Annotated in this window: 20 protein-coding genes; 7 read left to right on the top strand and 13 right to left on the bottom strand. The window is 67.9% G+C overall.

Annotated features, from left to right (window positions below; genetic code table 11):
• Window positions 1–38: 38 nt before the first annotated feature.
• Both ACIA12_RS24805 and ACIA12_RS24800 read right to left on the bottom strand, forming a co-directional pair.
• Window positions 39–320, bottom strand: a complete 282-nt coding sequence (locus tag ACIA12_RS24805; protein ID WP_396369464.1) for a hypothetical protein — start codon at window positions 318–320, stop codon at window positions 39–41.
• 135 nt (window positions 321–455) lie between these two features.
• Window positions 456–1124 (bottom strand): TrmH family RNA methyltransferase, encoded by a 669-nt coding sequence (locus tag ACIA12_RS24800; protein WP_396369463.1) that lies wholly within the window; start codon window positions 1122–1124, stop codon window positions 456–458.
• A gap of 33 nt (window positions 1125–1157) precedes the next feature.
• Between ACIA12_RS24800 and ACIA12_RS24795 the strand changes: the two genes are divergently transcribed.
• The gene (locus tag ACIA12_RS24795; protein ID WP_396370420.1) at window positions 1158–1847 is read left to right on the top strand and encodes a DedA family protein; all 690 of its coding nucleotides are present in this window, start codon (window positions 1158–1160) and stop codon (window positions 1845–1847) included.
• Between the two features lie 19 nt (window positions 1848–1866).
• Here ACIA12_RS24795 and ACIA12_RS24790 read toward each other — a convergent pair whose 3' ends face one another.
• From ACIA12_RS24790 to ACIA12_RS24765, 6 genes are all read right to left on the bottom strand, one after another.
• Window positions 1867–2271 (bottom strand): hypothetical protein, encoded by a 405-nt coding sequence (locus ACIA12_RS24790; RefSeq protein ID WP_396369462.1) that lies wholly within the window; start codon window positions 2269–2271, stop codon window positions 1867–1869.
• A gap of 126 nt (window positions 2272–2397) precedes the next feature.
• On the bottom strand, window positions 2398–5379 hold the full coding sequence (locus tag ACIA12_RS24785; RefSeq protein WP_396369461.1) for an AfsR/SARP family transcriptional regulator: 2982 nt from the start codon (window positions 5377–5379) through the stop codon (window positions 2398–2400).
• 281 nt (window positions 5380–5660) lie between these two features.
• Window positions 5661–6464, bottom strand: a complete 804-nt coding sequence (locus ACIA12_RS24780; RefSeq protein ID WP_396369460.1) for a LemA family protein — start codon at window positions 6462–6464, stop codon at window positions 5661–5663.
• Between the two features lie 66 nt (window positions 6465–6530).
• Window positions 6531–7214 (bottom strand): hypothetical protein, encoded by a 684-nt coding sequence (locus ACIA12_RS24775; RefSeq protein ID WP_396370419.1) that lies wholly within the window; start codon window positions 7212–7214, stop codon window positions 6531–6533.
• Between the two features lie 5 nt (window positions 7215–7219).
• The gene (gene pyrE / locus ACIA12_RS24770) at window positions 7220–7768 is read right to left on the bottom strand and encodes an orotate phosphoribosyltransferase (protein ID WP_396369459.1); all 549 of its coding nucleotides are present in this window, start codon (window positions 7766–7768) and stop codon (window positions 7220–7222) included.
• Between the two features lie 11 nt (window positions 7769–7779).
• Entirely contained in the window at window positions 7780–8412 is a 633-nt protein-coding gene (locus tag ACIA12_RS24765; RefSeq protein ID WP_396369458.1) for a class E sortase, read from the bottom strand.
• Between the two features lie 108 nt (window positions 8413–8520).
• On the opposite strand from ACIA12_RS24765, the gene tdh reads away from it, so the two are divergent.
• The 4 genes from tdh to ACIA12_RS24745 all read left to right on the top strand — a co-directional run bounded on the left by tdh (window position 8521) and on the right by ACIA12_RS24745 (window position 12723).
• Window positions 8521–9564 (top strand): L-threonine 3-dehydrogenase, encoded by a 1044-nt coding sequence (gene tdh / locus ACIA12_RS24760; protein WP_396369457.1) that lies wholly within the window; start codon window positions 8521–8523, stop codon window positions 9562–9564.
• On the top strand, window positions 9564–10745 hold the full coding sequence (locus ACIA12_RS24755) for a glycine C-acetyltransferase (RefSeq protein ID WP_396369456.1): 1182 nt from the start codon (window positions 9564–9566) through the stop codon (window positions 10743–10745). The genes tdh and ACIA12_RS24755 overlap by 1 nt, the downstream gene beginning before the upstream one ends.
• A gap of 5 nt (window positions 10746–10750) precedes the next feature.
• Window positions 10751–11836 carry a winged helix DNA-binding domain-containing protein gene (locus ACIA12_RS24750; RefSeq protein WP_396369455.1) on the top strand — a complete coding sequence of 362 codons (1086 nt, stop codon included), beginning with the start codon at window positions 10751–10753 and terminating at the stop codon, window positions 11834–11836.
• Window positions 11837–11898: 62 nt separating this feature from the next.
• Complete coding sequence (locus tag ACIA12_RS24745; protein ID WP_396369453.1) at window positions 11899–12723, top strand: aldo/keto reductase; 825 nt, start codon at window positions 11899–11901, stop codon at window positions 12721–12723.
• On the opposite strand, the gene ACIA12_RS24740 is transcribed toward ACIA12_RS24745, so the two are convergent.
• Entirely contained in the window at window positions 12720–13589 is an 870-nt protein-coding gene (locus tag ACIA12_RS24740) for a LysR family transcriptional regulator (protein WP_396369452.1), read from the bottom strand. The genes ACIA12_RS24745 and ACIA12_RS24740 overlap by 4 nt on opposite strands.
• Window positions 13590–13806: 217 nt before the next feature.
• Between ACIA12_RS24740 and ACIA12_RS24735 the strand changes: the two genes are divergently transcribed.
• Window positions 13807–14724, top strand: a complete 918-nt coding sequence (locus tag ACIA12_RS24735) for a LysR family transcriptional regulator (RefSeq protein ID WP_396369451.1) — start codon at window positions 13807–13809, stop codon at window positions 14722–14724.
• On the opposite strand, the gene ACIA12_RS24730 is transcribed toward ACIA12_RS24735, so the two are convergent.
• Window positions 14686–17070: an NB-ARC domain-containing protein gene (locus ACIA12_RS24730; protein WP_396369450.1), complete on the bottom strand. Its 2385-nt coding sequence runs from the start codon at window positions 17068–17070 to the stop codon at window positions 14686–14688. The two genes, ACIA12_RS24735 and ACIA12_RS24730, sit on opposite strands and share 39 nt — an antisense overlap.
• An 82-nt stretch (window positions 17071–17152) precedes the next feature.
• A complete protein-coding gene (locus ACIA12_RS24725; protein WP_396369449.1) occupies window positions 17153–17524 on the bottom strand; it encodes a winged helix-turn-helix transcriptional regulator in 372 nt (123 codons plus the stop codon).
• Between the two features lie 85 nt (window positions 17525–17609).
• Between ACIA12_RS24725 and ACIA12_RS24720 the strand changes: the two genes are divergently transcribed.
• The gene (locus ACIA12_RS24720) at window positions 17610–18470 is read left to right on the top strand and encodes an NAD(P)H-binding protein (RefSeq protein WP_396369448.1); all 861 of its coding nucleotides are present in this window, start codon (window positions 17610–17612) and stop codon (window positions 18468–18470) included.
• Here the strand turns inward: ACIA12_RS24720 and ACIA12_RS24715 are convergent.
• Both ACIA12_RS24715 and ACIA12_RS24710 read right to left on the bottom strand, forming a co-directional pair.
• Window positions 18463–20829, bottom strand: coding sequence for an NB-ARC domain-containing protein (locus tag ACIA12_RS24715; RefSeq protein ID WP_396369447.1), 2367 nt, complete (start codon window positions 20827–20829; stop codon window positions 18463–18465). The two genes, ACIA12_RS24720 and ACIA12_RS24715, sit on opposite strands and share 8 nt — an antisense overlap.
• A gap of 27 nt (window positions 20830–20856) precedes the next feature.
• Window positions 20857–21624, bottom strand: a complete 768-nt coding sequence (locus tag ACIA12_RS24710) for an SDR family NAD(P)-dependent oxidoreductase (RefSeq protein WP_396369445.1) — start codon at window positions 21622–21624, stop codon at window positions 20857–20859.
• Window positions 21625–21650: the final 26 nt, after the last annotated feature.

Below are 21650 nucleotides of genomic sequence, written 5' to 3'. Positions count from 1 at the left end.
TCCCGAAACCCCTGGAGGAACACACAGTAGAACGCCCTTCAGGAGGCGTGGCTCACTGGCGTCGGAAATTCGCGGCCGACTTCTTCGACCAGGGCAACGACCTCGGCGGTCTCCGCTTCGAGCAACTTGAGCAAAGCCACCCGCGACTCGTCGCTGCGTGCTTCCACGGCAGCCGTCGAGATCGCCTGCACGGTGGCGACCTCGTGCACCAGCGCGCCCCAGATCTCTTCCAGCTGGCTGAGATTCGCCGGTCGCGCGATCTCGACCTGCGCGATCTCGCCGATCTCCACGGCCCGGCGGACATGCAAATTCGAACTCATACTTCCCCCACGGTCGTACCTGACCCCGAACCAACGCATGCTGAAGCATGGCGTCGTCCCCGCCCGAGTTGGGACTGACAACACCTCCAACGCCGCTCGCCAGGTCGGGGTTACGGCCCCTGACCCGACAAGTTTTCAGACCTTCTGATCGAAGGTGTGGCGGCGGATCCAGGCGTGCATCGCGATGGCCGCCGCCGCGCTGGCGTTGATGGAGCGGGTGGAGCCGAATTGCGCGATCGAGAGGACGTCGGTACAGATCTTGTGGGCCTCTTCGGTGAGGCCGGGGCCTTCCTGGCCGAAGAGCAGGACGCAGTCGGTGGGCAGTTCGTAGGTCTCCAACGGGACGGAGCCGGGCAGGTTGTCGATGCCGATGACGGCCAGCTTGTGCTCTTCGGCGTACGCGGCGAGGTCCGCGAGCTGGGGATGGTGGCGGACGTGCTGGTAGCGGTCGGTGACCATCGCGCCGCGGCGATTCCACTTGCGGTTGCCGACGATGTGCACCTCGCGCGCCAGGAAGGCGTTCGCAGTCCGGACGACCGAGCCGATGTTCAGGTCGTGCTGCCAGTTCTCGATCGCGACGTGGAACGGGTTGCGCTGGGTGTCGAGGTCCTCGACGATCGCCTCCAGCCGCCAGTACCGATACTTGTCCACCACATTGCGCCGATCACCGGCCGCGAGCAGCTCCGGGTCGTACCGAGGATCGTCCGGCAGCTCGCCCTGCCAGGGCCCGACGCCGACCTCCGCGGTACCGACCAGGTCGGCCCCAACAAGGTCAGGAGCGTTGTCTCGATTGGCTTCCTGCATGGGTGGGGACGCTACCCTGTCCGCGTGCTGAGAATGGTCGCGATGCTGATGCCGAACTGGATGGACCCCGAGTACCTGCTGAACTGGCTGGGTGACTGGTCACTCTGGGGCACGGCCGCGGTCGTCTTCATCGAGTGCGGGCTGCTGTTCCCGATCCTGCCGGGCGACTCGCTGCTGTTCGCGGTCGGCCTGTTCATCGCTCGCGGCAACATCGACGTCCCGCTCTGGCTGGCCTGCGTGATCCTGACCGCGGCCGCGTTCCTGGGCAACGTCTCCGGCTACTACATCGGCCGCGGGCTCGGCACGACGCTGTTCAAGAACCCGAACGCCCGGTTCCTGAAACCGAAGTACATCGAGCAGACCCACGACTTCTTCGAGCGGTACGGCCCACGCGCGCTGGTACTGGCCCGGTTCGTCCCGATCGTGCGCACCTTCATCACGATCGTGGCCGGCGCCGGCAAGATGGACCCGAAGAAGTTCTTCCTCTGGACCGGCATCGGCGCGGTCCTGTGGGCCACCGGCATCACTCTGCTCGGCCACGCCCTGGGCAAGGTCAAGGTCGTCCACGACCACCTCGAGTCGGCCCTGATCTTGCTGGTGCTGATCTCGCTGGTCCCGATGCTGGTCGAGTTCGTGCTGGCCAAGCGCCGCGGCCGCGGCAAGCTCGCCGACGGCATCGAGGCGCAGCTCGAGCAGCCCGTCTCACACCGTCGCAAGCACTGAAAGCTCAGTGCCCGAACGGTCAGTGCCCAAAAGGAAAGTGCGGGTCTGACCAGACGTAGTCGGTGCTGAGCTCCAGCAGGTCGGTGGTGTCGACCTGGCCGCAAGGCAATGGCCCGACCACCTGGCTGGACCCGAGTGAACAAGCCACCCGGACCCGGTCGGCCGCCTGGTACCAGACCAGCGCCCCCCGTGGCGCAGCCCCTTCGTGCAGCAGGGCGTGGTGGTCGAGCCATCGCAACGCGTCTTCCGGATCGTGCCAACCGCTGTCCTGGGCAAAGCCGAAAGCCATCCGCTGGAACTTCAGCGACCAGTCCTGCCAGGCCCCTGACCCCACCCGTTCCAGCTGCCAGCTCAGCGCGGCCTCGGTGTCCCGTGGGTTTGCCGCCCACTGGACAGCTTGGCCTTCCACAACAATCTCCCCCATGGCCGTGCTCCCCCATCCTCCGGCCTTTGCCGTGGTGAGTAGAAGCTTGTCCTGAGCGCATACAGCCGCCGTACATTGCGTAATGTAACTACGCAGGGCGACGAATCCGTTGCGCAGAAGGCGAAATCAGCCGGCCGCGAGATCCGTGGTCAGCTCCGCGAGCGCGGCGCGCGCCTGACCGGCCTTGGTGTCGTTGGCAACGAGCTGCCACACGCGGGCCGCGCGATCGAGATACCGGCGCGCGAAGTCCACATTCCCCGCGCTCGCGTAGAGCCGGCCCAGGTCGTACGCCGCCTGCCCCTCGACGCTGCGGTCCCCCAGCCGGTGACCGATCGCGATCGCGTCCAGCAGCATCCGCCGGGCCGCCGCCTCGTCGCCGACGCCGACGAACGCCTGCCCCAGCTCAGCTCGCCCGTACGCCGCGCAGTGGTCGTCACCCAGGCTGTTGAAGATGGCCAGCGACGCCTGCAACTGGCGCACCGCCTGGTCGTTGCGGCCCTGGTGCATCCGGAGCTGAGCGATCCGGCGCCGGACCTTCGCCTCCCGGTGCGCGTCCCCGAGCCGTACGCCGAGCAGGAACGCCTCGGCCAGGTACCGGCCGGCGACGACGGTGTCATTGCGGCTCAACCAGATCGACGCGGCCGCGCTGCGGGCCACCGCCTCACCGTTCTTGTCGCCGACCTCGACCAGCGCCTCCACGGCTCGCTCGTATTGCGCGAGGCTCTCGTCCGGCCGGCCACGCTCGCGCAGCCAGGTCCCGAGACCGACCGCGACGATGCCGGCTCCCTGACGATCCCCGATCTCGTCGAAGATCGCGGCGCCCTCGGTGAGATGCTCCCAAGCCACGTCCCAGTCGTCGCGGTAGATCGCGAGCTGGCCCAGGTTGCGCCGCAGGATCGCCTCGCCGCGCTGGTCACCGCAAGCGATCGCGCTGGCCAGGCCGGGCTGGTGCGACTCGTTCCAGTCGTCGTAGTACGCGCGCATGTCGAGGTACGGACCCCAGGCGGCCGCAATCCGCCAGGCGTAGTCGTGCAGTCCGTTCTGCGCCGCTGCCCGGATCGCCGGGGCGAAGGTGGACCGCTCGGCGTCGAACCAGGCGATCGCGTCCGACGGGGTGAACGGCTGCGGGTCCGGGGCGAGCAGTGGGCCGGTGTGCTCGAGCGTGCCGAAGTACCCGAACGGTAGTGCCGCACTGGCCCGGCGGACCTTGTGCAGCAGCGATTCGAAGACAGTGCGCAGGTCCTTGATGGCCTGTGCCTTCTGCTCGTCGTCGCCGACCCCGATGGCATGCAAGCGGAGCAAGTCGTGCACGCGGTAGCGCGCAGTACCGTTCGCGTCGACCGTGCTGATCTGGACCAGGTTGACCTCGATCAGCCGGTCCATGCTGTGCCGTACGGAGGCAGGCGTGGCGATCGACTCCAGGATGCGGGCCGAGAACTCACCGACTGCGAAGTGCCCGATGAGCCGGTACAGCCGGGCCTCCTCCTGGCTGAGTGCGTCGTAGCTCAGGTCGGCACTGGTACGGACGGCCAGCTCGCCGATGCTCAGCTCATCCAACCGGTGGGTCTCGTCGCGAAGCCTGCGCGCCAGCTCGGCCGGGCTGAGGTCGGGGCGCTGGGCAAGGCGGCTGGCGACGATCCGGATCGCCAGCGGAAGGTTGCCGCAGGCCTCGAGGATCTCGTTGACCGCCGCGGAGTTGGTGTCGACCCGGCCCGCTCCCGCGACCCGGCGGAGCAGCTCGGCCGCCTCGCCGTCGTCAAAGGTGTCGAGTGGCGTGCTGTCCGCGCCGGCCAGATCCATCAAGCGGTTCCGGCTGGTGATGACGACGGCCGATGCCCCCGTGCCCGGCATCAGCGGCGCGATCTGGCTCGCCGCGGCGACGTCGTCGAGGATGATCAGCACCCGGCGGCTGGCGAGCTCCGATCGCAGCGTGGCTGACCGCCGCTCAGGATCGGCCGGTACTGCGGAATCCGGCATGTTGAGACTCAGCAGCAGGTCGGTCAGCGCGCCCGCTGGATCGCGCGGCTCGGTAGCGCCCCGCATGTCCAGGTAGATCTGCCCGTCCGGGAACGACTCCCGGACCAAGTGGCCGAGCCGGACAGCGAGCGAGGTCTTGCCAGTGCCCGGAGCACCGGAGATCACCGCGATTGGCGGCCGAACGGGGTCCCGGCCGCAGACCAGGTCACGCAGTTGCTCCAAGTGCTGCTGCCGTCCACTGAAGTCGGACAGGTCGAGTGGGAGCTGGCTGGGCGGGCGGTGCGGCTCAGTGAGCACCGGCGACGCCATGGGGCCGGCAGGCTCGGGCTCGGCGGGTTGGGTAGTACGGATCGCTGCCGGGATGCCAGGGTCGGGCCAGTTGGCCGAGCGGCCGTTCTCTGCACGGGCACCGGCTGCTTGGAGCTCCGGGCCGGGCTTGACGTCCAGCTCGTCGGCCAGGGTCTGCACTGCTTTCGCGTACGCCGCCCTGGCTTCGCCGGTTCGCCCGGCGGCCAGTAGGGCGTCAACCAGTCGCCGCCAGAGCTGTTCGTCGTACGGGTCCTCGGTGAGGCGACCGCTGAGCAGGACCGCGGCTCCGCTGGCGTCGCCGTACTCAAGGCGCAGGTCGAGCAGTGTGTCGACCAGTCCTCGGTACTGCGCGTCGAGGCGCGCGATCGAGCCCTCCCACGCGGACGGGATGGTCAGGTCCTCGAGCGGGTGCCCGCGCCACAGGGAGTATGCGCGCGACAGTACGAGCATGGCCTCGCGCTTGTCACCCGCATCGCGCAAGTGACCACCCTCTGCGAGCAGGGACTCGAACAGGCTCGCGTCGAGCTCGTCGACGCCGACCCCGATGCTGTAGCCGGCCGCGGAGGTGTCGATCGGGGCGACCAGCCCGGCGTCCTCCAGGACTCCGCGCAGGGCCCGGACGTAGGTACGGATGTTCGCCGTCGCCGAGCGAGGCGGGTTGCCCTCCCAGAGCGCGTCGGCGATCAGGTCGATGGAGACGAACCGGTTGGGGTGCAGCAGGAGCGTCGCGAGCAGCTGGCGCGGCTTACTGGCGCGTAGGGGCTGGCCTTGGACGTGAGAGAGACGCAGAGGTCCGAGGATCTCGTACCTCAGACTGTCCACTTGATCGCCCTCTCAACTGTTGGCCCGCCCCATGGTGTCATCCCGCCCGCCCCGCCGGGAAGGTTCGGCGGGTGCGATGTACGTCGCGATGTACGCGCGATGTATCCGGGCCCGGCATCGTGGTCGGTGGTACCGGGGGGAGGGCAGGCCCGGGGGTGACGAACTGACCGTCGTCGTCCCCGGGCCTGAATTCGAGGGACCATTCGTAGGACGCTGAGCAACGGCCATTGGGGCACTGGCTGGAGGGAGGCTCAGCGCCCTATCTGACCGCTGGTGGTCGGTTACTGACCGCCGGTGAAGGGCGGCTGGCCGTCCTGCGGACCGGGGGATCCCGCAGGCGGCCCGCCGACCGGCGGCTGGCCTACGGGAGGCTGGCCCTGGTACGGCGGCTGACCGCCGGCCGGCGGGAACTGCGGCTGCTGCTGCGGCTGACCCGGCATCTGCGGCTGGATCTGGCCCGACGACTGCGCGCCCGGCTGCATCTGCGGCTGCGCCTGCTCGCCCTCGACCGAGCCGATGGTGCCGAACGAGACCTGCGGGACCGAGCGGACCTGCTCGTCCTTGACCTCGAAGTAGCCGGCCTTCTCGAACTTGAACCGGCCCGCGATCACGTTCGACGGGAACGACTCGACCCGGGTGTTGTAGTCCCCGACGTTGGCGTTGTAGAACCGCCGGCCGGCCGCGATCCGGTCCTCGGTGTCGGTCAGCTCGCGCTGCAGGTTGAGAAAGTTCTGGTTCGACTGGATCTGCGGGTAGGCCTCGACCGAGATCATCATCTGCCGCAGCGCGCCGGACAGCTCACCCTCCGCCGCCGCCCGCTGCTCCGGCGAAGCTCCCTGCACGTTGACCGCCTGGGTCCGCAGCCGGGCGACCTCCTCGAACACGTGCCGCTCGTGCGCGGCGAACGCCCGGACGGTCTCGACCAGGTTCGGGATCAGGTCGTAGCGCCGGTGCAGCTCGACGTCGATCTGCCGCCAGGACTCCTGGATCAGGTTCCGCTGCTTGACGAACCGGTTGTACGAGACCATCAGCGCGATGGCCGCAATCACGACGACCGCGACGATGATGACGATGACGAGGGTCATTTCCCTGCTCCCGAGTGTTGGCTGAGACTCCCAGCCGACTCTAACCGCGAACGGGGCCGGTGGGGCTCACTCGACGCGGACGTCGATGCCCGCGTAGTCGCGCCAGACGTACGGGGGGATGTTGTCGATGACGAGGTCGAGCAGGGTCAGGCGGTTCATCACCTCGGTGGGTGAGTGGGGGCCGGCGTCCCAGCCGATCAAAGAGTCGCCCTCGATCCGCCAGCCGATCTCACCGCGGGCGAGCAGCATCTCCATCATCTGCGGGTGAATGACGGCGTGCCCGAAGCGCTCGTCGTCGGCCAGGACGTGAAAGGAGCGATTGAACTGTTCGCTCTCGAAACGCAGGTCACCGAAGCCAAGCGCGTTGGCGACCGCCCCACCGAACAGCCCTTCCTGGGTGACCTCCAGCCGTGGCAGCGCGCCCGGCAGCCGCATCACCACGACACCGAACTTGTGGGTGGTCGTCGTACGCCGGCCCTTGTTCGTCGTGTGGGTCTGATAGCTGTAGTCGAAGGCAACGACCTGACGGCCCTGGTGGGCGCCGGTGAGGACGTTGCGGACCCGCCGGTGGTCGCCGGTCCGGAACGGAGTACCGGCCCATTGCCCGGCCAGAGCGTGGTTCTCCGGCTGGTAGCTGAAGCCTTGTTGAGCAGCGAAGGCGGCGAACGCCTCCCGGCGCTTCTTCGCGTTCAGGTAGTTGACGTAGGCGACCCCGCCGCCGATCAGCAGACCAACGGCGAGCACCGCCACGACGGTCAAGAGTTGAGACCCAGCTCCTCGAGGCCGAAGACCGAGCGGTACTCCAGCCCTTCGGACTCGACCTTCTCCTGGGCGCCGGTCGCACGGTCGACGATCACCGCGACGGCGACCACCTCGGCGCCCGCCTCGCGCAGTGCCTCGACCGCGGTGAGGACCGAGCCACCAGTGGTGGAGGTGTCCTCCACGGCGAGCACCCGGCGGCCCTTCACGTCCGGGCCCTCGATCCGGCGCTGCAGCCCGTGCGTCTTCTCGGCCTTCCGTACGACGAACGCGTCCAGCTTGCGCCCCTGCTGGGCGGCCGCGTGCAGCATCGACATCGCCACCGGGTCCGCGCCGAGCGTGAGCCCGCCGACCGCGTCGTACTCGAGATCCGCGGTCAGCTCCAGCAGGGCCGGGCCGATCAGCGGCGCCGCCTCGGCGTCCAGCGTGATCCGGCGCAGGTCGACGTAGTAGTTGGCCTCCTTGCCCGAGGCCAGCGTGACCTTCCCGTGCACGATCGCCTTGGTCTTGACCTGGTCCAGCAGCGCAGCGCGATCAGAAGTCATGAGGCCGCAGCTTACTTCTTGTGCGCTTTCACCAGGTGGCCGAAGGCAACCGAGCGGTCCGGGGAGTGGAAGAGGTCCTGGCAGGTGGTGAGGGTGATGGTCGAGCCGGCCGGCGTCTCGCGAGGCTTGCCCGGGACTGGTTCGAGCACCCAGTTGGCGGTGGGTTCGACGGTCAGGTCGCGGGGCGAGCCATCCAGTTCGTACGTATAGACGGTGTCGGCAGTCTCGACGATGACCTGGTCGCCCTTCTTCAGTTCCAGCAGCCTGCGGAACGGCGAGCCGTGCGTGACCCGGTGCCCGGCGACGGCGAAATTGCCCGGCTCCCCCGGCAACTGGGTCTGTGGATAGTGCCCGATGCCTTTGGTCAGGTCGCTCTTGCCGACCCCTTCCACGACAGGCTTCTCCCAGTCCTTGCCGAACTTGGGGATCCGCAGCAGCACGATCGGCGTACCAGCCTCCGCCTTCGCAGCCGGTGGTTTCTGCGTTTGCGGCTGCCAGTCGTCGTGCAGGTCGCGCCTGAGGTCGTCCATCGCGTGGTTCGAGGTGATCCCGGTCCCGAAGTACTGCCACCCCACCCACCCGAGCAACCCCAGCCCGGCCACCAGCAGGACGACTCCCAGACCACGTACGACGCCCCGACCCATGGCCCTAAGTATGCAGAAGTACTGCAAAGGCTTTGTACGTCGTGTCGATGGACGGGGGTGGTTGCGCGGGACGACGATGTGCGGAGCAACCACTTTCAGGAGGTAGGGGTGAAGGCGCTGGTCAAGGCCGAGAGCAAGCCGGGGCTCTGGCTGCAGGATGTGCCCGAGCCGCGGATCGAGGCGGACGAGGTACTGATCAAGGTCAAGCGGACGGGTCTATGCGGGACCGATCTGCACATCCAGAGCTGGGACTCCTGGGCACAGAAGAACGTGCCGGTACCGATGGTGACCGGCCACGAGTTCTGCGGCGAAGTGGTGGAGATCGGCGCCGGCGTCCGTGACGTCGCCGTCGGTGACCTGGTCAGCGGCGAGGGTCACCTCGTCTGCGGCCGGTGCCGCAACTGCCGGGCCGGCCGCCGGCATCTCTGCATCAAGACGCGCGGCCTCGGCGTCCACGTGGCGGGCGCGTTCGCGGAGTACGTGAAGCTGCCGGCCACCAACGTCTGGGTGCACCGCGACCCGGTCGACCTCGACGTCGCCGCGATCTTCGATCCGTTCGGCAACGCGGTGCACACGGCGCTGTCGTTCCCGGTCGTCGGCGAGGACGTGCTGATCACCGGCGCGGGCCCGATCGGCATCATGGCCGCCGCCGTCGCGCTGCACGCCGGCGCGCGCAACGTGGTGATCACCGACCTGTCCGACTACCGGCTCGAACTGGCCCGCAAGATCGGCGTCACCCAGGCGGTGAACGTCCGCGAACAGACCATCGCCGACGCCCAGCGCGAGCTCGGCATGCGCGAGGGCTTCGACGTCGGGATGGAGATGTCCGGCCAGCCGGCCGCGCTGCGCGACATGCTGGCGAACATGAACCACGGCGGCAAGATCGCCATGCTCGGGCTGCCCGCTGACGAGATCGCGATCGACTGGGGCACGGTGGTGCTCAACATGCTGACCATCAAGGGCATCTACGGCCGGGAGATGTTCGAGACCTGGTACTCGATGTCGGTGATGCTGGAGCGCGGGCTCGACCTCGCGCCGGTGATCACCCACCGGTTCGCTGCCGGGAACTTCGAGCAGGCCTTCGACGTCGCCCGCGAGGGTGACTGCGGCAAAGTGATCCTGGACTGGACCGACCTGGAGGAGAAGCACTGATGTTCGGCCGGATGCGCGACGACCTGACCAGCACGATCGGCGAGATCCGCGACGCCGGGCTGTACAAGTCCGAGCGGGTGATCAGCTCACCGCAGAACGCGTCGATCTCGGTTGCCTCGGGCAACGAGGTGCTGAACTTCTGCGCCAACAACTACCTCGGCCTGGCCGACCACCCCGAAGTGATCGCGGCGGCCCGGGATGCCTTGGATCGTTGGGGTTTCGGGATGGCGTCGGTGCGCTTCATCTGCGGTACCCAGCAGATCCACAAGGACCTCGAGGATGCCCTGAGCAACTTCCTCGGCCAGGAGGACACGATCCTCTACAGCTCCTGCTTCGATGCCAACGGCGGATTGTTCGAGACGTTGCTCGGCGCCGAGGACGCGGTCATCTCCGACGAGCTCAACCACGCCAGCATCATCGACGGCATCCGGCTGTCCAAGGCTCAGCGGTACAGGTACAAGAACCGCGACATGGCCGACCTCGAGGCTCAGCTGAAGGACGCGGCGGACGCCCGGTACCGGTTGATCGCCACCGACGGCGTGTTCTCGATGGACGGCTACGTCGCGCCGCTGGACGAGATCTGCGACCTGGCCGAGCGGTACGACGCGCTGGTGATGGTCGACGACTCGCATGCGGTCGGCTTCGTCGGGCCCGACGGCGCGGGTACGCCGTCGCTGTTCGGAGTACAGGACCGGATCGATGTGCTGACCGGGACGCTGGGCAAGGCGCTCGGTGGGGCGTCGGGTGGCTATGTGTCGGCGCGCCGCGAGATCGTCGAGCTGCTGCGTCAGCGTTCGCGTCCGTACCTGTTCTCGAACTCGCTGGCGCCGTCCGTCACGGCTGCCTCCTTGAAGGCCCTGCAGCTGATCGGCGGCTCGACCGAGCTGCGCGACCAGCTCGCCGCCAACACGAAGCTGTTCCGCGCGAAGATGACCGAGGCAGGTTTCGACGTCCTGCCCGGCGACCACCCGATCTCGCCGGTGATGATCGGCGACGCCGCCGAGGCCGGCCGGCTGGCCGACAAGTTGCTCGAGCTCGGCGTCTACGTGATCGCCTTCTCCTACCCGGTCGTCCCGAAGGGCAAGGCGCGGATCCGCACCCAGCTCTCGTCGGCGCACTCGACCGAAGACGTCGAGCGGGTGGTGGCCGCCTTCATCGAGGCCCGGGCTGCTCTAGCCTGACGCGCATGGAAACACTCAGCCCGCGGGCCATCAACCGTGCGACGCTCGCCCGACAGCTCCTGGTGGAGCGCAGTGAGGTGTCTGTCGTCGAGGCGGTCGAGCGGCTCGCGGGCATGCAGGGGCAGGAGCCGAAGCACCCGTACGTCGGGTTGTGGACGCGGCTGGCCGAGTTCGCCGACAGCGATCTGACGGCCGCCGTCGAGTCGCGTGAGGTAGTACGGGCGACGTTCTACCGCGGCACCCTGCATCTGGTCACCGCCGAGGACTATCTGCGGTTCCGTACGACGCTCGCCCCCATGCTCGAGGCAGGGCTGAAGCTGCTCGGGGACCGGGCTGCCGGGCTCGAGCCCGAGAAGGTGGCTGCGGCGGCCCGCAAGCTCCTGGCGGTGCAGCCGTTGACGTTCACCGAGGTGCGGGACGCCCTGCAGGCGGAGTTCCCGAAGGTGAACGACCGGGCTCTCGGGTTCTGCACGCGGATGATGGTGCCGCTGATCATCGCGCCGGCCGAGACCCGCTGGGGATGGACCGCCAACGGACGGTTCACGCCTGCTGAGCAGTGGATCGGCAAGAAGTTGCCGCGCAAGGCGGTGCCGCAGGAGCTGGCCGTCCGCTATCTGGAGGCGTTCGGGCCGGCCACGTCCGCCGACTTCCAGACCTGGTCGGGGCTCCCGCGGGGCAAGCAGTTGTTCGACTCGATGGACCTCGAGGTGCTCGCCGACTCCAACGGCAAGACGCTGTACGACGTACCGGGTGCGCCGCGGCCGTCGGAGGACCTGGGAGTACCGGTTCGATTCCTGCCGGAGTTCGACAATCTGCTGCTGGCACACGCGAAACGCCAACGAATCATTGCCGATGAGCACCGTCCGGCCGTGTTCACGAAGAACCTGCGGATCAAGTCGACGTACCTGGTGGACGGGCTGGTCGCCGGGCTGTGGACGGCGGAGAAGAAGCGTGGTGTGGCCACTCTCACGCTGACGCCTTTCGGCAAGACGCTGAAGAAGACCGCAGCCGAGCTTGAGCGTGAAGGCGATGCGTTGCTGCGCTTCCTGGAGCCCGATGCGAAGACCCACGAAGTGGTTACGGCCGGTTGATGAGGTTGTTGTCACACGTCGGATGACTGGGCTGGAGCGCTCTGTGCCAGTGGAATGGACAGATGAGCACAGTCCCGATGATCACCCTGGACAACGGCGTCGAGATCCCGCAGCTGGGTCTGGGGGTCTGGCAGATCGAGGACGCCGTCGTCACCGGCGTCCTTGAGGCGGCGTTCGCGGCCGGCTACCGGCACGTCGACTCCGCCGCGGCGTACGGCAACGAAGCCGGCGTCGGCCGCGCGATCGCTGCCTCCGGACTGCCGCGCGACGAACTCTTCATCACCACCAAGCTGTGGAACGACGACCAGGGGTACGACTCCACCCTGAAGGCGTTCGACGCCAGCCTCGACCGGCTCGGCCTCGACCACGTCGACCTGTACCTGATCCACTGGCAGTCGCTGAAGAAGGACAAGTACGTCGAGACCTGGAAGGCGTTCGAGCAGCTGTACGCCGACAAGCGGGTGCGCGCGATCGGCGTCTCCAACTTCCACATCCCTGCCCTGCGACGGTTGTTCGCGGAGACCGACCTGCGCCCGGCGGTCAACCAGATCGAGCTGCACCCGCGGTTGCCGCAGGACGAGCTGCGCGCGTTCAACGCCGAGAACGACATCGTCACGCAGGCGTGGAGCCCGCTCGCCTCGGGTGGGCTGGTGGACGACCCGACGCTGACGGCGATCGGCGCGAAGTACGGCAAGACGCCCTCGCAGGTGGCGATCCGGTGGCACCTGCAGCTGGGCAACGTGGTGCTGCCGAAGTCGAAGACGCCGAGCCGGATCGCCGAGAACATCGACGTGTTCGACTTCGCGCTGGACAACGAGGACATGGCCTCGATCGCCGACCTGGAGACAGGCGAGCGTACGGGTGGGGACCCGGACCTCGTCGACTAGACGAGTTGCAGGAAGCGTCGTAGTACCGGCGAGGGGTTGTCGGACGACCAGGCGACGCAGAGGTTCCAGGGCGGCAGGTCGTCGGACAACTCGCGATAGACGACCGCGCCCGGATCGATCTGCGGAGTCGGCGCGATCAGCAGTGAGACGCCAAGGCCGGCGGCGACCAGCGAGACGATCGTCTGGACGTCGCCCGCCTCTTGGGTGATCCGCGGCGTGAATCCGGCGTCCCGGCAGTGGCCGACGATCGCGTCGTGGACGGACGGGCCGGTCGCTCTGGTGTAGAGCACGAAGTCGTCGCCGGCCAGCTCTTGGAGCCTGATGCGTTTGCGCTTGGCCAGCGGGTGTTTGGCCGGCAGGGCCGCTACTAATGGGTCTTGGGAGATCACGCGTTGGTTCAGGCCGTCGACGCTCCCGGGTAGCGGCCGGTAGAGCCCGACGTCGATCCGGCCTTCTCGTAGCGCCTTGGTCTGGCGGATCGTGGTCATCGTCTCCAGATCGAGTACGACGTCCGGCTGCGCGTCGCGGAACGCGCCGAGCAGTCGGGGCAGCGCCTCGAACGTGGCGGACTGGACAAACCTGAGCCTGAGCGTGCCGAGCTCACCGCGATGCACCCGCTGCGCGTCCCGCTTGGCCAGCTCGGCCTGCTTGAGCAACTCGCGCGCCCCGGCCAGGAACGTCTCACCCGCGGCGGTCAGTACGAAGCGCTTCTTCACCCGGGCGAACAGCTCGACCTCGAGCTCCCGCTCCAGCGCCGCGACCTGCCGGCTCAGCGACGGCTGGGTCAGATGCAGCCTCGCGGCCGCCCGCCCGACGTTCAGCTCCTCGGCGACCACCACGAACGCTTCGACCAACCGCAGATCCACATCATGCACTCTACGCATGAACTAGGCGCAATACTTTCATTGGACGTATCATCCGCCGCTGCCTAGCGTCGAAACATGGATCCCTTCACCCTCACCATCGTCCGCACCGTCGCGAAGTCGTCCCGTTCGGGGATGGCCGACGCTCCCGTAGTACCGGAGAAACCTCGCCGCTGGCGCCGGTCCCGCCCCTCGTCGGCGTTGTGCGAAGCTGAGCCTCGTGATCGAAGTGCGCCGGTTGCGAGTCCTGCGAGCGCTTGCTGACCACGGCACCGTCACCGCGGCAGCCGAGGTCCTGCACCTGACCCCGTCGGCCGTGTCCCAGCAATTGGCAGCCCTCGAATCCGAAGTAGGCCAAGAACTCCTCGAACGCCGCGGCCGCCGCGTCGCCATCACCTCCGCCGGCCGCCTGCTGCTGAGTCACGCCGACACGATCCTCACCGAGGTCGAACGCGCCGAAGACGCCATGCAGTCCTACGCCAACGGCACCACCGGCGAAGTACGGATCGCAGCCTTCGCCACCGCCATCAGCCTCCTGGTCGCGCCCACCCTCCCGGTACTCCGCGAGGCCGTCCCCGGCCTTCGCCTGTCCGTCAGCGACGCCGAAGGCCACCAAGCGATCGCCCGCCTCCTGGACGGCGAGATCGACCTGGCCATCGCCGTGGAACACCGCGGCTCCCCTCGCCCCGACGACGAACGCCTGGCCCGGATCCCCTTGTACGCCGAGCCTTTCGTCGCCGTGGTCCATCGCTCCCACCCCGTCGCGAGCGCCGAAGCGGTAGACCTGACCGCCCTGTCTTCAGACGACTGGGTGATGACCTCGATCGGCAACCCGATCCGCGACGTAGTCCTGCTTGCCTGCGAACAAGCCGGCTTCCAGCCCCGAGCAGCCCACACCTCCGACGACTTCCGCTCAGTAGCCGCCCTGGTAGCCGCCAACGCCGGCGTCTCCCTGGTCCCCCGCCTGGCGATCTCCGACTACAAACCCACCGACGCCGTCCTGCTCCCCCTGATAGCCCCCACCCCAGTCCGCCGAGTCTTCGCCGCCACCCGCAAAGCCCGAGCCGACCACCCCCTCCTCACCACCACCATCACAGCCCTACAAAAAACCGCCACCACCCTCCCCCTCACCTTCTAACCCAGCCAGCAGCTCGACGACCTCGTCGGCCCTGGAATCCGCGGCTCGCCGGTAGCGGTCCAGCGCCTGCTCCCATTCCGCCCGGGCTTCCTCGGGCCTGCCGAGTCCCGCATAAGTCCGTCCCAGGTGGTGCCGCAACGGCGGCTCCCGATGATCGGCTGGATATCGCAGGGCAATCTCCAGCCCGCGGGCGAGGACTTCCTGGGCCTTGCCCCACTCGTCGAGCTCCAGGTAGGTACAGCCAAGCTCCCGGAGGATGTCTGCCTCGTGGATCTCGAGCTTCGCGGTACGGGCATCGACAAGGGCGCCGTTCAACACCTGCAACGACGCCTCATACTGCCCCGCCTCCTGCAGAGAACGCCCGATCAGCTGCCGATGACCTACGGACCGGCCCGGCTCCATCAGGGAGATTGCCCGGTCGAAGGCTGCCTTTTGTCGCTTCAGATCACCGAGCCACCCGGCCAAGGCACCGACAGCCACGTTGGCGCCGATCTCGTACCGGCGAATCTGCCGGCGTTCGATCTCCTCGAGCGCCTCCTCCGCAAAGGGCAAGCCCTCAGCCGCCCGTCCAGCGCGACCGAGGGTGTAGCCCAGATCGACCAAACACGCGACCCGCTGAATGGGTTCCGCCAGCTCCAGGGCCAGCGTCACCGCCTCTTGATTCCAGGGAACAGCGACCTCGTACAGCCCGAGAGTCTGCTCCATGGCGCCCATCTGATGGAGCCGCCCGATCTGGAGCCGCGGGTCCAGCTCGACAGAAATCCTGGAAACCGCCACCAACGCTGCATGAGCCTCACCGAACTGCGCCAATGTCGCCCCGAGCGACGGCATGCCAAGTGCCAGCTGTACGGCCGCGAGCCGCTCGTCTGCATCGCCGGCGGCTGCCACCCGGATCAGCCGGACCAGGTTGGGCAGCTCGGTCCGGAGCCAATGGACAACATCCTGACGCTCAGTCAGGTCGTCGGCCCCGGCCGACCAAGGGCTCTCGGCCCGCGAGCCGTAAACGTCGGGGCCGCCGATCATGTCGTTCAGCCGCCACAGCACCCCGAGGTAGCAGGTGAGCTCGCGGGAACGAACCTCGGCCATTGCGGAGTCGCTGAGCTCGGTACGGGCCAGCACCCGGCCGACGTCACGGACCAGGTCATGCATCCGGTAGAGCTGGGGAGCTGGACTCTCCAACAGGTGGACATCGACCAGCCGCTCCAGCAATGTCTCCGTCCCGGTCATTGGTTTCCCCAAGACCTTGGCCGCGGCGCGGAGGGGAAAGTGGTCGCCGTCGAAGAGCGCGAGGGTCGGATAGATCCTGGCGGCTTCGGCGTCGCCGGGCTGGCCCTCGCGTTCCAATTGGACAAGCGAGACCAGAATGCTGCGACCTACGCCAGCGCCCGAACCAGTCAGCAGGACCTGTCGGCCGGCATCCTCCAGCAGTTGGGCTTCCAAGCCACCCAGTCCAGCCGCGGCCCGGCCAGACTGACCCGCGATCCGGATCGCCAGCGGCAGGTAGCCGCAAAGGCGAACCACTCTCCGTGCTGTTTCAGGCTCGTCGCTGACTCGATGGTGGCCGAGGACCTCGCCCAGCAACTGCAGCGCTTCGGACTCGGTCAACACATCCAGGTCGATCCGGCGAATACCCGGCACCCCGGACAACTCCTGCCTGCTGGTGATCAAGACAGCCGAGCCCGGCGTACCCGGCATCAAATGCCGGACCTGGTCCACGCCGATCGCATCGTCCAGCAGCAACAGCATCCGCCGACCGGCGAGTGCCGTTCGGTAGCGTGCGGCCATTTGCTCAAGGTTGTCCACTCCTCCAGCCGCCGGAACACCCAACGCCCGCAGCAGGACTCCGAGCGCATCCATCGCGCTGAGTGGCTTCTCGCCACCGCCCCGCAGGTTCAGCAGGAACTGGCCATCCGGGAACTGGTCTGTGACCTGCTGCGCGGCCTGGACCGCGAGGCTCGTCTTGCCGATCCCGCCCATCCCACCGATCGCCGATACGACGACCGCCGGAGCTACGGCGTACGGCGAACGCAGCAATCCGACAAGGTCCTCCAGTTGGTTTTCCCTGCCCGTGAAATCGGCGATCGGGTCGGGAAGCTGCAACTGGCCTGCGACCGACCGGCGTGCGGCCTGCTCAAAGAGGCGTGCCTCTGCCGGGGTCAGTTCCAGAGCTTCGACGAGAAGTTCGACGGTGACCGGTCGTGGGTGGCGTCGCCGTCCGCCCTCCAGGGCTGCAATACCTTCCACGCTCAGACCGGCAGCCTCGGCCAACGCCTCCTGGGTGAAACCGGAGCGGGTGCGGAAGCGACGTAGGAGGTGGGCCACGTCGGTGGTTGGGGCGGCGGGCATGACGAGGGTGGCTCCAGGACTCGGGGGCGGTGATCCAACCATACGAGCGAGTTCTGTGACCGAGAACCGCGAAACCGATTCGTCAGGCGCGGGTGGCGTCGTAGGTGGTGTTGGCTTCCAGGACGTCGGGGACCTTGGACTCCACCCAGTGGGCCAGGGTGTGGACCTGGGTGGCTACGTCGTGGCCGAGGGGGGTGAGTGAGTAGTCGACGCGGGGTGGGATGACGGGCTTGGCGTCGCGGTGGACGAAGCCGTCGCGTTCCAGGGCTTGCAGGGTCTGGGCGAGCATCTTCTCGCTCACGCCGCCGACGTGCCGGCGCAGCTCGCTGAAGCGGTACGAACGCTCCAGCAGCGCGGCGAGGACAAGCACGCCCCAGCGGCTGGTGACGTGTTCGAGGATGGCCCGGGAGGGGCAGTCGGCCCGGTTGACGTCGGGCAGCAGGGTCTCGGTCACGGCGGGTCCTCCTTACCTGGAGATAAGTACCTTACTTTGAAGTGGGTACTGTTGTGAAGGTTGTACCCATCATAAAGTAAGTGACATGAACACAGTCATCACTGGAGCCACCGGCCAGCTCGGCCGGCTTGTCATCGCCGATCTGCTGGCCGCGGGCGTCCCCGCCGACGGCATCACCGCGGTTGCCCGTAGCAAGGAGAAGGCCGCCGATCTCGCGGCCCAGGGCGTCAGGATCGCCATCGCCGACTATGACGACCCCGCGACCTTCGCCGACGTCTTCACCGCCGGCGACCGCGTCCTGCTGATCTCCGGCAGCGAGCCCGGCCGCCGCATCCCCCAGCACGCCGCGGTGATCGACGCAGCCAAGGCAGCCGGCGTCGCCCAGCTCGCCTACACCGGCATCTTCGGCGGCCCCGGCAACCCGATGCTGCTCGGCGCTGAGCACCACGCCACCGAGCAACTCATCCGCGAGTCAGGCCTCCCGTACACGTTCCTCCGCAACAACTGGTACTCCGAAATGGCCGTCCGCGACGTCCCCGCCGCCATCGAAGCGGGCGCCATCGTCAACAGCGCCGGCCCCGAAGCCCGCCTGGCCACGGCCACCCGCGAGGACTACGCCGCCGCGGCAGCCGTAGTACTGACCACCGACGGCCACCTCAACCAGGCCTACGACCTCGGCGGCGACACCGCCTGGACCTTCACCGAGTTCGCCGAAGAACTCACCCGCCAGACCGGCAAGCCGGTAGTCCACCAGACCATCCCCATAGAAGCCGCCCTGGCCGGCCTCCTCGAAGCCGGCATCCCCGCCGACTTCGCCAAGGTCCTGGCCGACATCGACACCCAAACCACCGCCGGCGCCCTCGCCTCCACCCCCGGCACCCTCGCCAAGCTGATCGGCCGCCCCACCACCCCAATAGCCACCACCATCACCAAACTGCTCAGCTAGTCAGGCCCTTCAGAAGCACGCGAACTTCCTCAACCGCCGGATCCGCCACCCGGTCATAGAGCACAACGGCCGACTCCCACTGCGCACGGGCCTCTTCGGGCAGACCGAGTGCCTCCAGGGAGCGGCCGAGGCGATGGCGAGCGGTGGCCTCGCGATTCTCAGCGGGGAAGCGGATCGCGATCCGCAGCGCCTGTTCGAAGTACTCCTGAGCCCGGCGATGCTCACCGCGCATCGCCCAGCCCGTCCCGAGATCGGAGAGGATGTCGAACTCGATCATCGGCAGGTTTTCGGACCGGGCCCGATCCAGTGCGTCGACGAGCATCGGCCAGCCGGCGTCGTACTGGCGGCTCTCCACCAGGGACATCGCCATCTGGATCTGGTGGAGCAAGGGAACTCGACCACTGCCGCGCTGGAGATGAACGCCAGTGGCGCGGCTGAAGGACTCGCGCTGGCCCGTCACGTCACCCAATGCGCCTGCCACGTGCCCGGCAACGAGATGAGCGGCGGCTTCGAGATGGACTCGCTTCTGCCGTGGCGCCAGAACCAGGGCTTCTCCGATCGGCTCCAATGCATCTGCCGGTGCCCCCATCCGCACCAGCGCGGCGGCCAGTTCGATCAGGCAGGTGGTGACCTGGGTGAGGTCGCCGCGGGCCCGGGCGAGCGGTAGCGCGATCCGGGAGCAGGCGGACGCCCGCTGCGGCTGTTCGAGCGCGAGATGCAGCTGCGCGAGCGAAATCCACAGCCGATCGTCGAGTTCGTTGTCCGGTTCGTCGAGGATGCCGACCACCGTCAGCAACGCTTCGAGCGGCTCCGCGAACCGCATCCGGACGGCCGCGAACTGAAACATCCCCAACCCCATCCGCGCGGCCGTCAGTCGATCAGTACGTCCGCCGGCGGCTGCCTTGCGGATGAGCCGGAGGAGATTGCCGAGCTCGGACTCCAACCAGCGAGCCGTCTCCTCGCGATCGACGTAGTCCTCGGCCCCGACCGACCAGGCCGCGGCGTACTCAGGATGCCGGCTGCCGTCGAGGACGCTGAGCCGCCACAGAACGGCCAGGTAGCAATCGAGTTCACGCTCCCACGCGCCCGCTCCGGCCGGTAGCTCGCGACCGACATCCCGAACCAGATCGTGCATCCGGTACTGGTGAAGTGCCGGCGTCTCGAGGAGATGGACGTCGACCAGGCGTTCCAGCAGGTGCTCGGTCTCGTCCAGTGGTAGTTGCAGAACCTTGGCCGCTGCCCGCAGAGGAAAGTGGTCTCCTTCGAAGAGAGCCAGCACGGGGAACGCCTTCGCGCAAACGGTGTCGAGCACGCTGCCGGACTGTGCCAAGGCTTCAAGAGAAAGCCTGATACTTGGTCTGACCCCACCATGCGGGTCTGGCGTCAGGGTGTCGAGCCTGGTGGTGTCGTCGGCCAGAAGTCTGCAGAGGATCGCCAGCCCACCTGGGATCTGGCTGGTCGGGTGGGCGCCGACGATCCGGATGGCGAGTGGGAGCAGGCCGCAGCGGTGGACGACATCCCGGGCAGCATCGGGCTCGGCGGCGAGTTGCTCTGAGCCGACCACTTCGGCCAACAGCTGCAAGGCTTCGGGTTCGGTCATCACCTGAAGGCCGAGATACTGGACCCCCGGCAGCGCCGCCAGTTGTTTGCGGCTGGTGATGAGGACGGCTGAGCCGGCTGTTCCGGGAATCAGCGGGGTTACCTGGTCCACGCTGATGGCGTCGTCGAGGAGGAGCAGCAGTCGACGGCTGGCCAGAGCCGTTCGGTAGCGAGCCGTTGCCAGCTGGAGGTTTTCGGGATCGTCGCTCGGGGGCACGCCGAGAGCACGCAGAATGGCGGCCAGAGCGTCGAGGGCCGCGACCGGTTCGCTGTCCCCGCCCCCGAGATCGATGCAGAGCTGACCGTCCGGGTACAGGCCGGAAACGAGATGGCCGGCCTTCACCGCGAGGGCGGTCTTGCCGACTCCGCCCATGCCGCCGATCGCAGAGATCATCACGCTCGGCGAGGTCGGCCCTGCGCCGGTCCGGCTGCTGAGCATTCGTACCAACTGGTCCAGCTCCTTCGTCCGCCCGGTGAAGTCGTCCGGCGCGGGTGGGAGCTCCGGCACCATCGACGCCTGGTGGTCGGCGGCATTGCGGGAGGCGGCCGACTCCAACCGCTGGCGTTCGGCCGGCGACAGGTCCAAGGCACGCGCGAGTTGCTCGATGGTCACCGATCGCGGGTAGCGGCGACGGCCTCCTTCGAGGGCGCGCACCCCTTCCACGCTCAGGCCGGAGCCCACTGCGAGTGCTTCCTGGGTCAGACCTGAGCGCGCGCGGAAGCTCTTGAGAAGTTGAGCGAACGGTATGCGGGGCGGCATGCCGTCAGGCTAGTCGGAGCGCGTCGGCTAGGCGCGGCGGCGGCCGTCGAGGCCGATGGTGGAGAGGCGGGCTATCAGGGTGCGGGGGGTGTAGCGGATGGCGGCGACGATGAGTTTGTAGCGCCAGGAGGGGATGGAGATGGACTTGCCTTGCATCAGGTCGGTCCAGGCGGCGTCGACCAGGGCGGTCGCGTCCAGCCACAGGAACGACGGGATGATGGTTTTGTCCATCTGCATTCGTTCGTGGAACTCGGTGTGGACGAAGCCGGGGCACAGTGCCATCACGGCGACGCCCTTGGAGTGCAGCTCGATCGCGAGGCCGGCGGAGAAGTTGGTGACCCAGGACTTGTGGGCGCTGTAGCTGCCGCGCTGCATGAAGCCCGCTACCGAGGACACGTTGACGACGGCGCCGGAGCCGCGCTCGATCATCGGCAGGACGGCGGCGTGGGTCAGCCGGAGTACGACCCTGGTGAGCAGGTCGAACTGCTTCTCCTCGGTCTCGATCGAGTTCGCCCAGAAGGGTTTCTTCTGGCCGAAGCCGGCGTTGTTCACCAGTACCTCGATCGGCCCGGTGCGGAACCGCTCCTCGACCACGGCGAGCTGGTCCGGCTCGGTCAGGTCCGCCGCGATCACCTCGCAGGCGACCCCGTGCAGCGCGGTGAGCTCGGCGGCGGTCTCCTTCAGCCGGGCCTCGTCGCGGGCCACCAGCACCAGGTCGTAGCCCTCGACCGCGAGCTTGTCCGCGAAGGCCCGCCCGATTCCGGCGGTAGGTCCAGTGATGAGCGAGACAGCCACAGCTTCAGTCCTCCCGTCGATGACAG

The organism is Kribbella sp. NPDC051620 (assembly GCF_044453825.1).
In the GTDB taxonomy this organism is placed as follows: Bacteria; Actinomycetota; Actinomycetes; order Propionibacteriales; family Kribbellaceae; genus Kribbella.
Note: the sequence above shows the minus strand (reverse complement) of the source record. Positions and strands in the feature narration are given on the sequence as shown.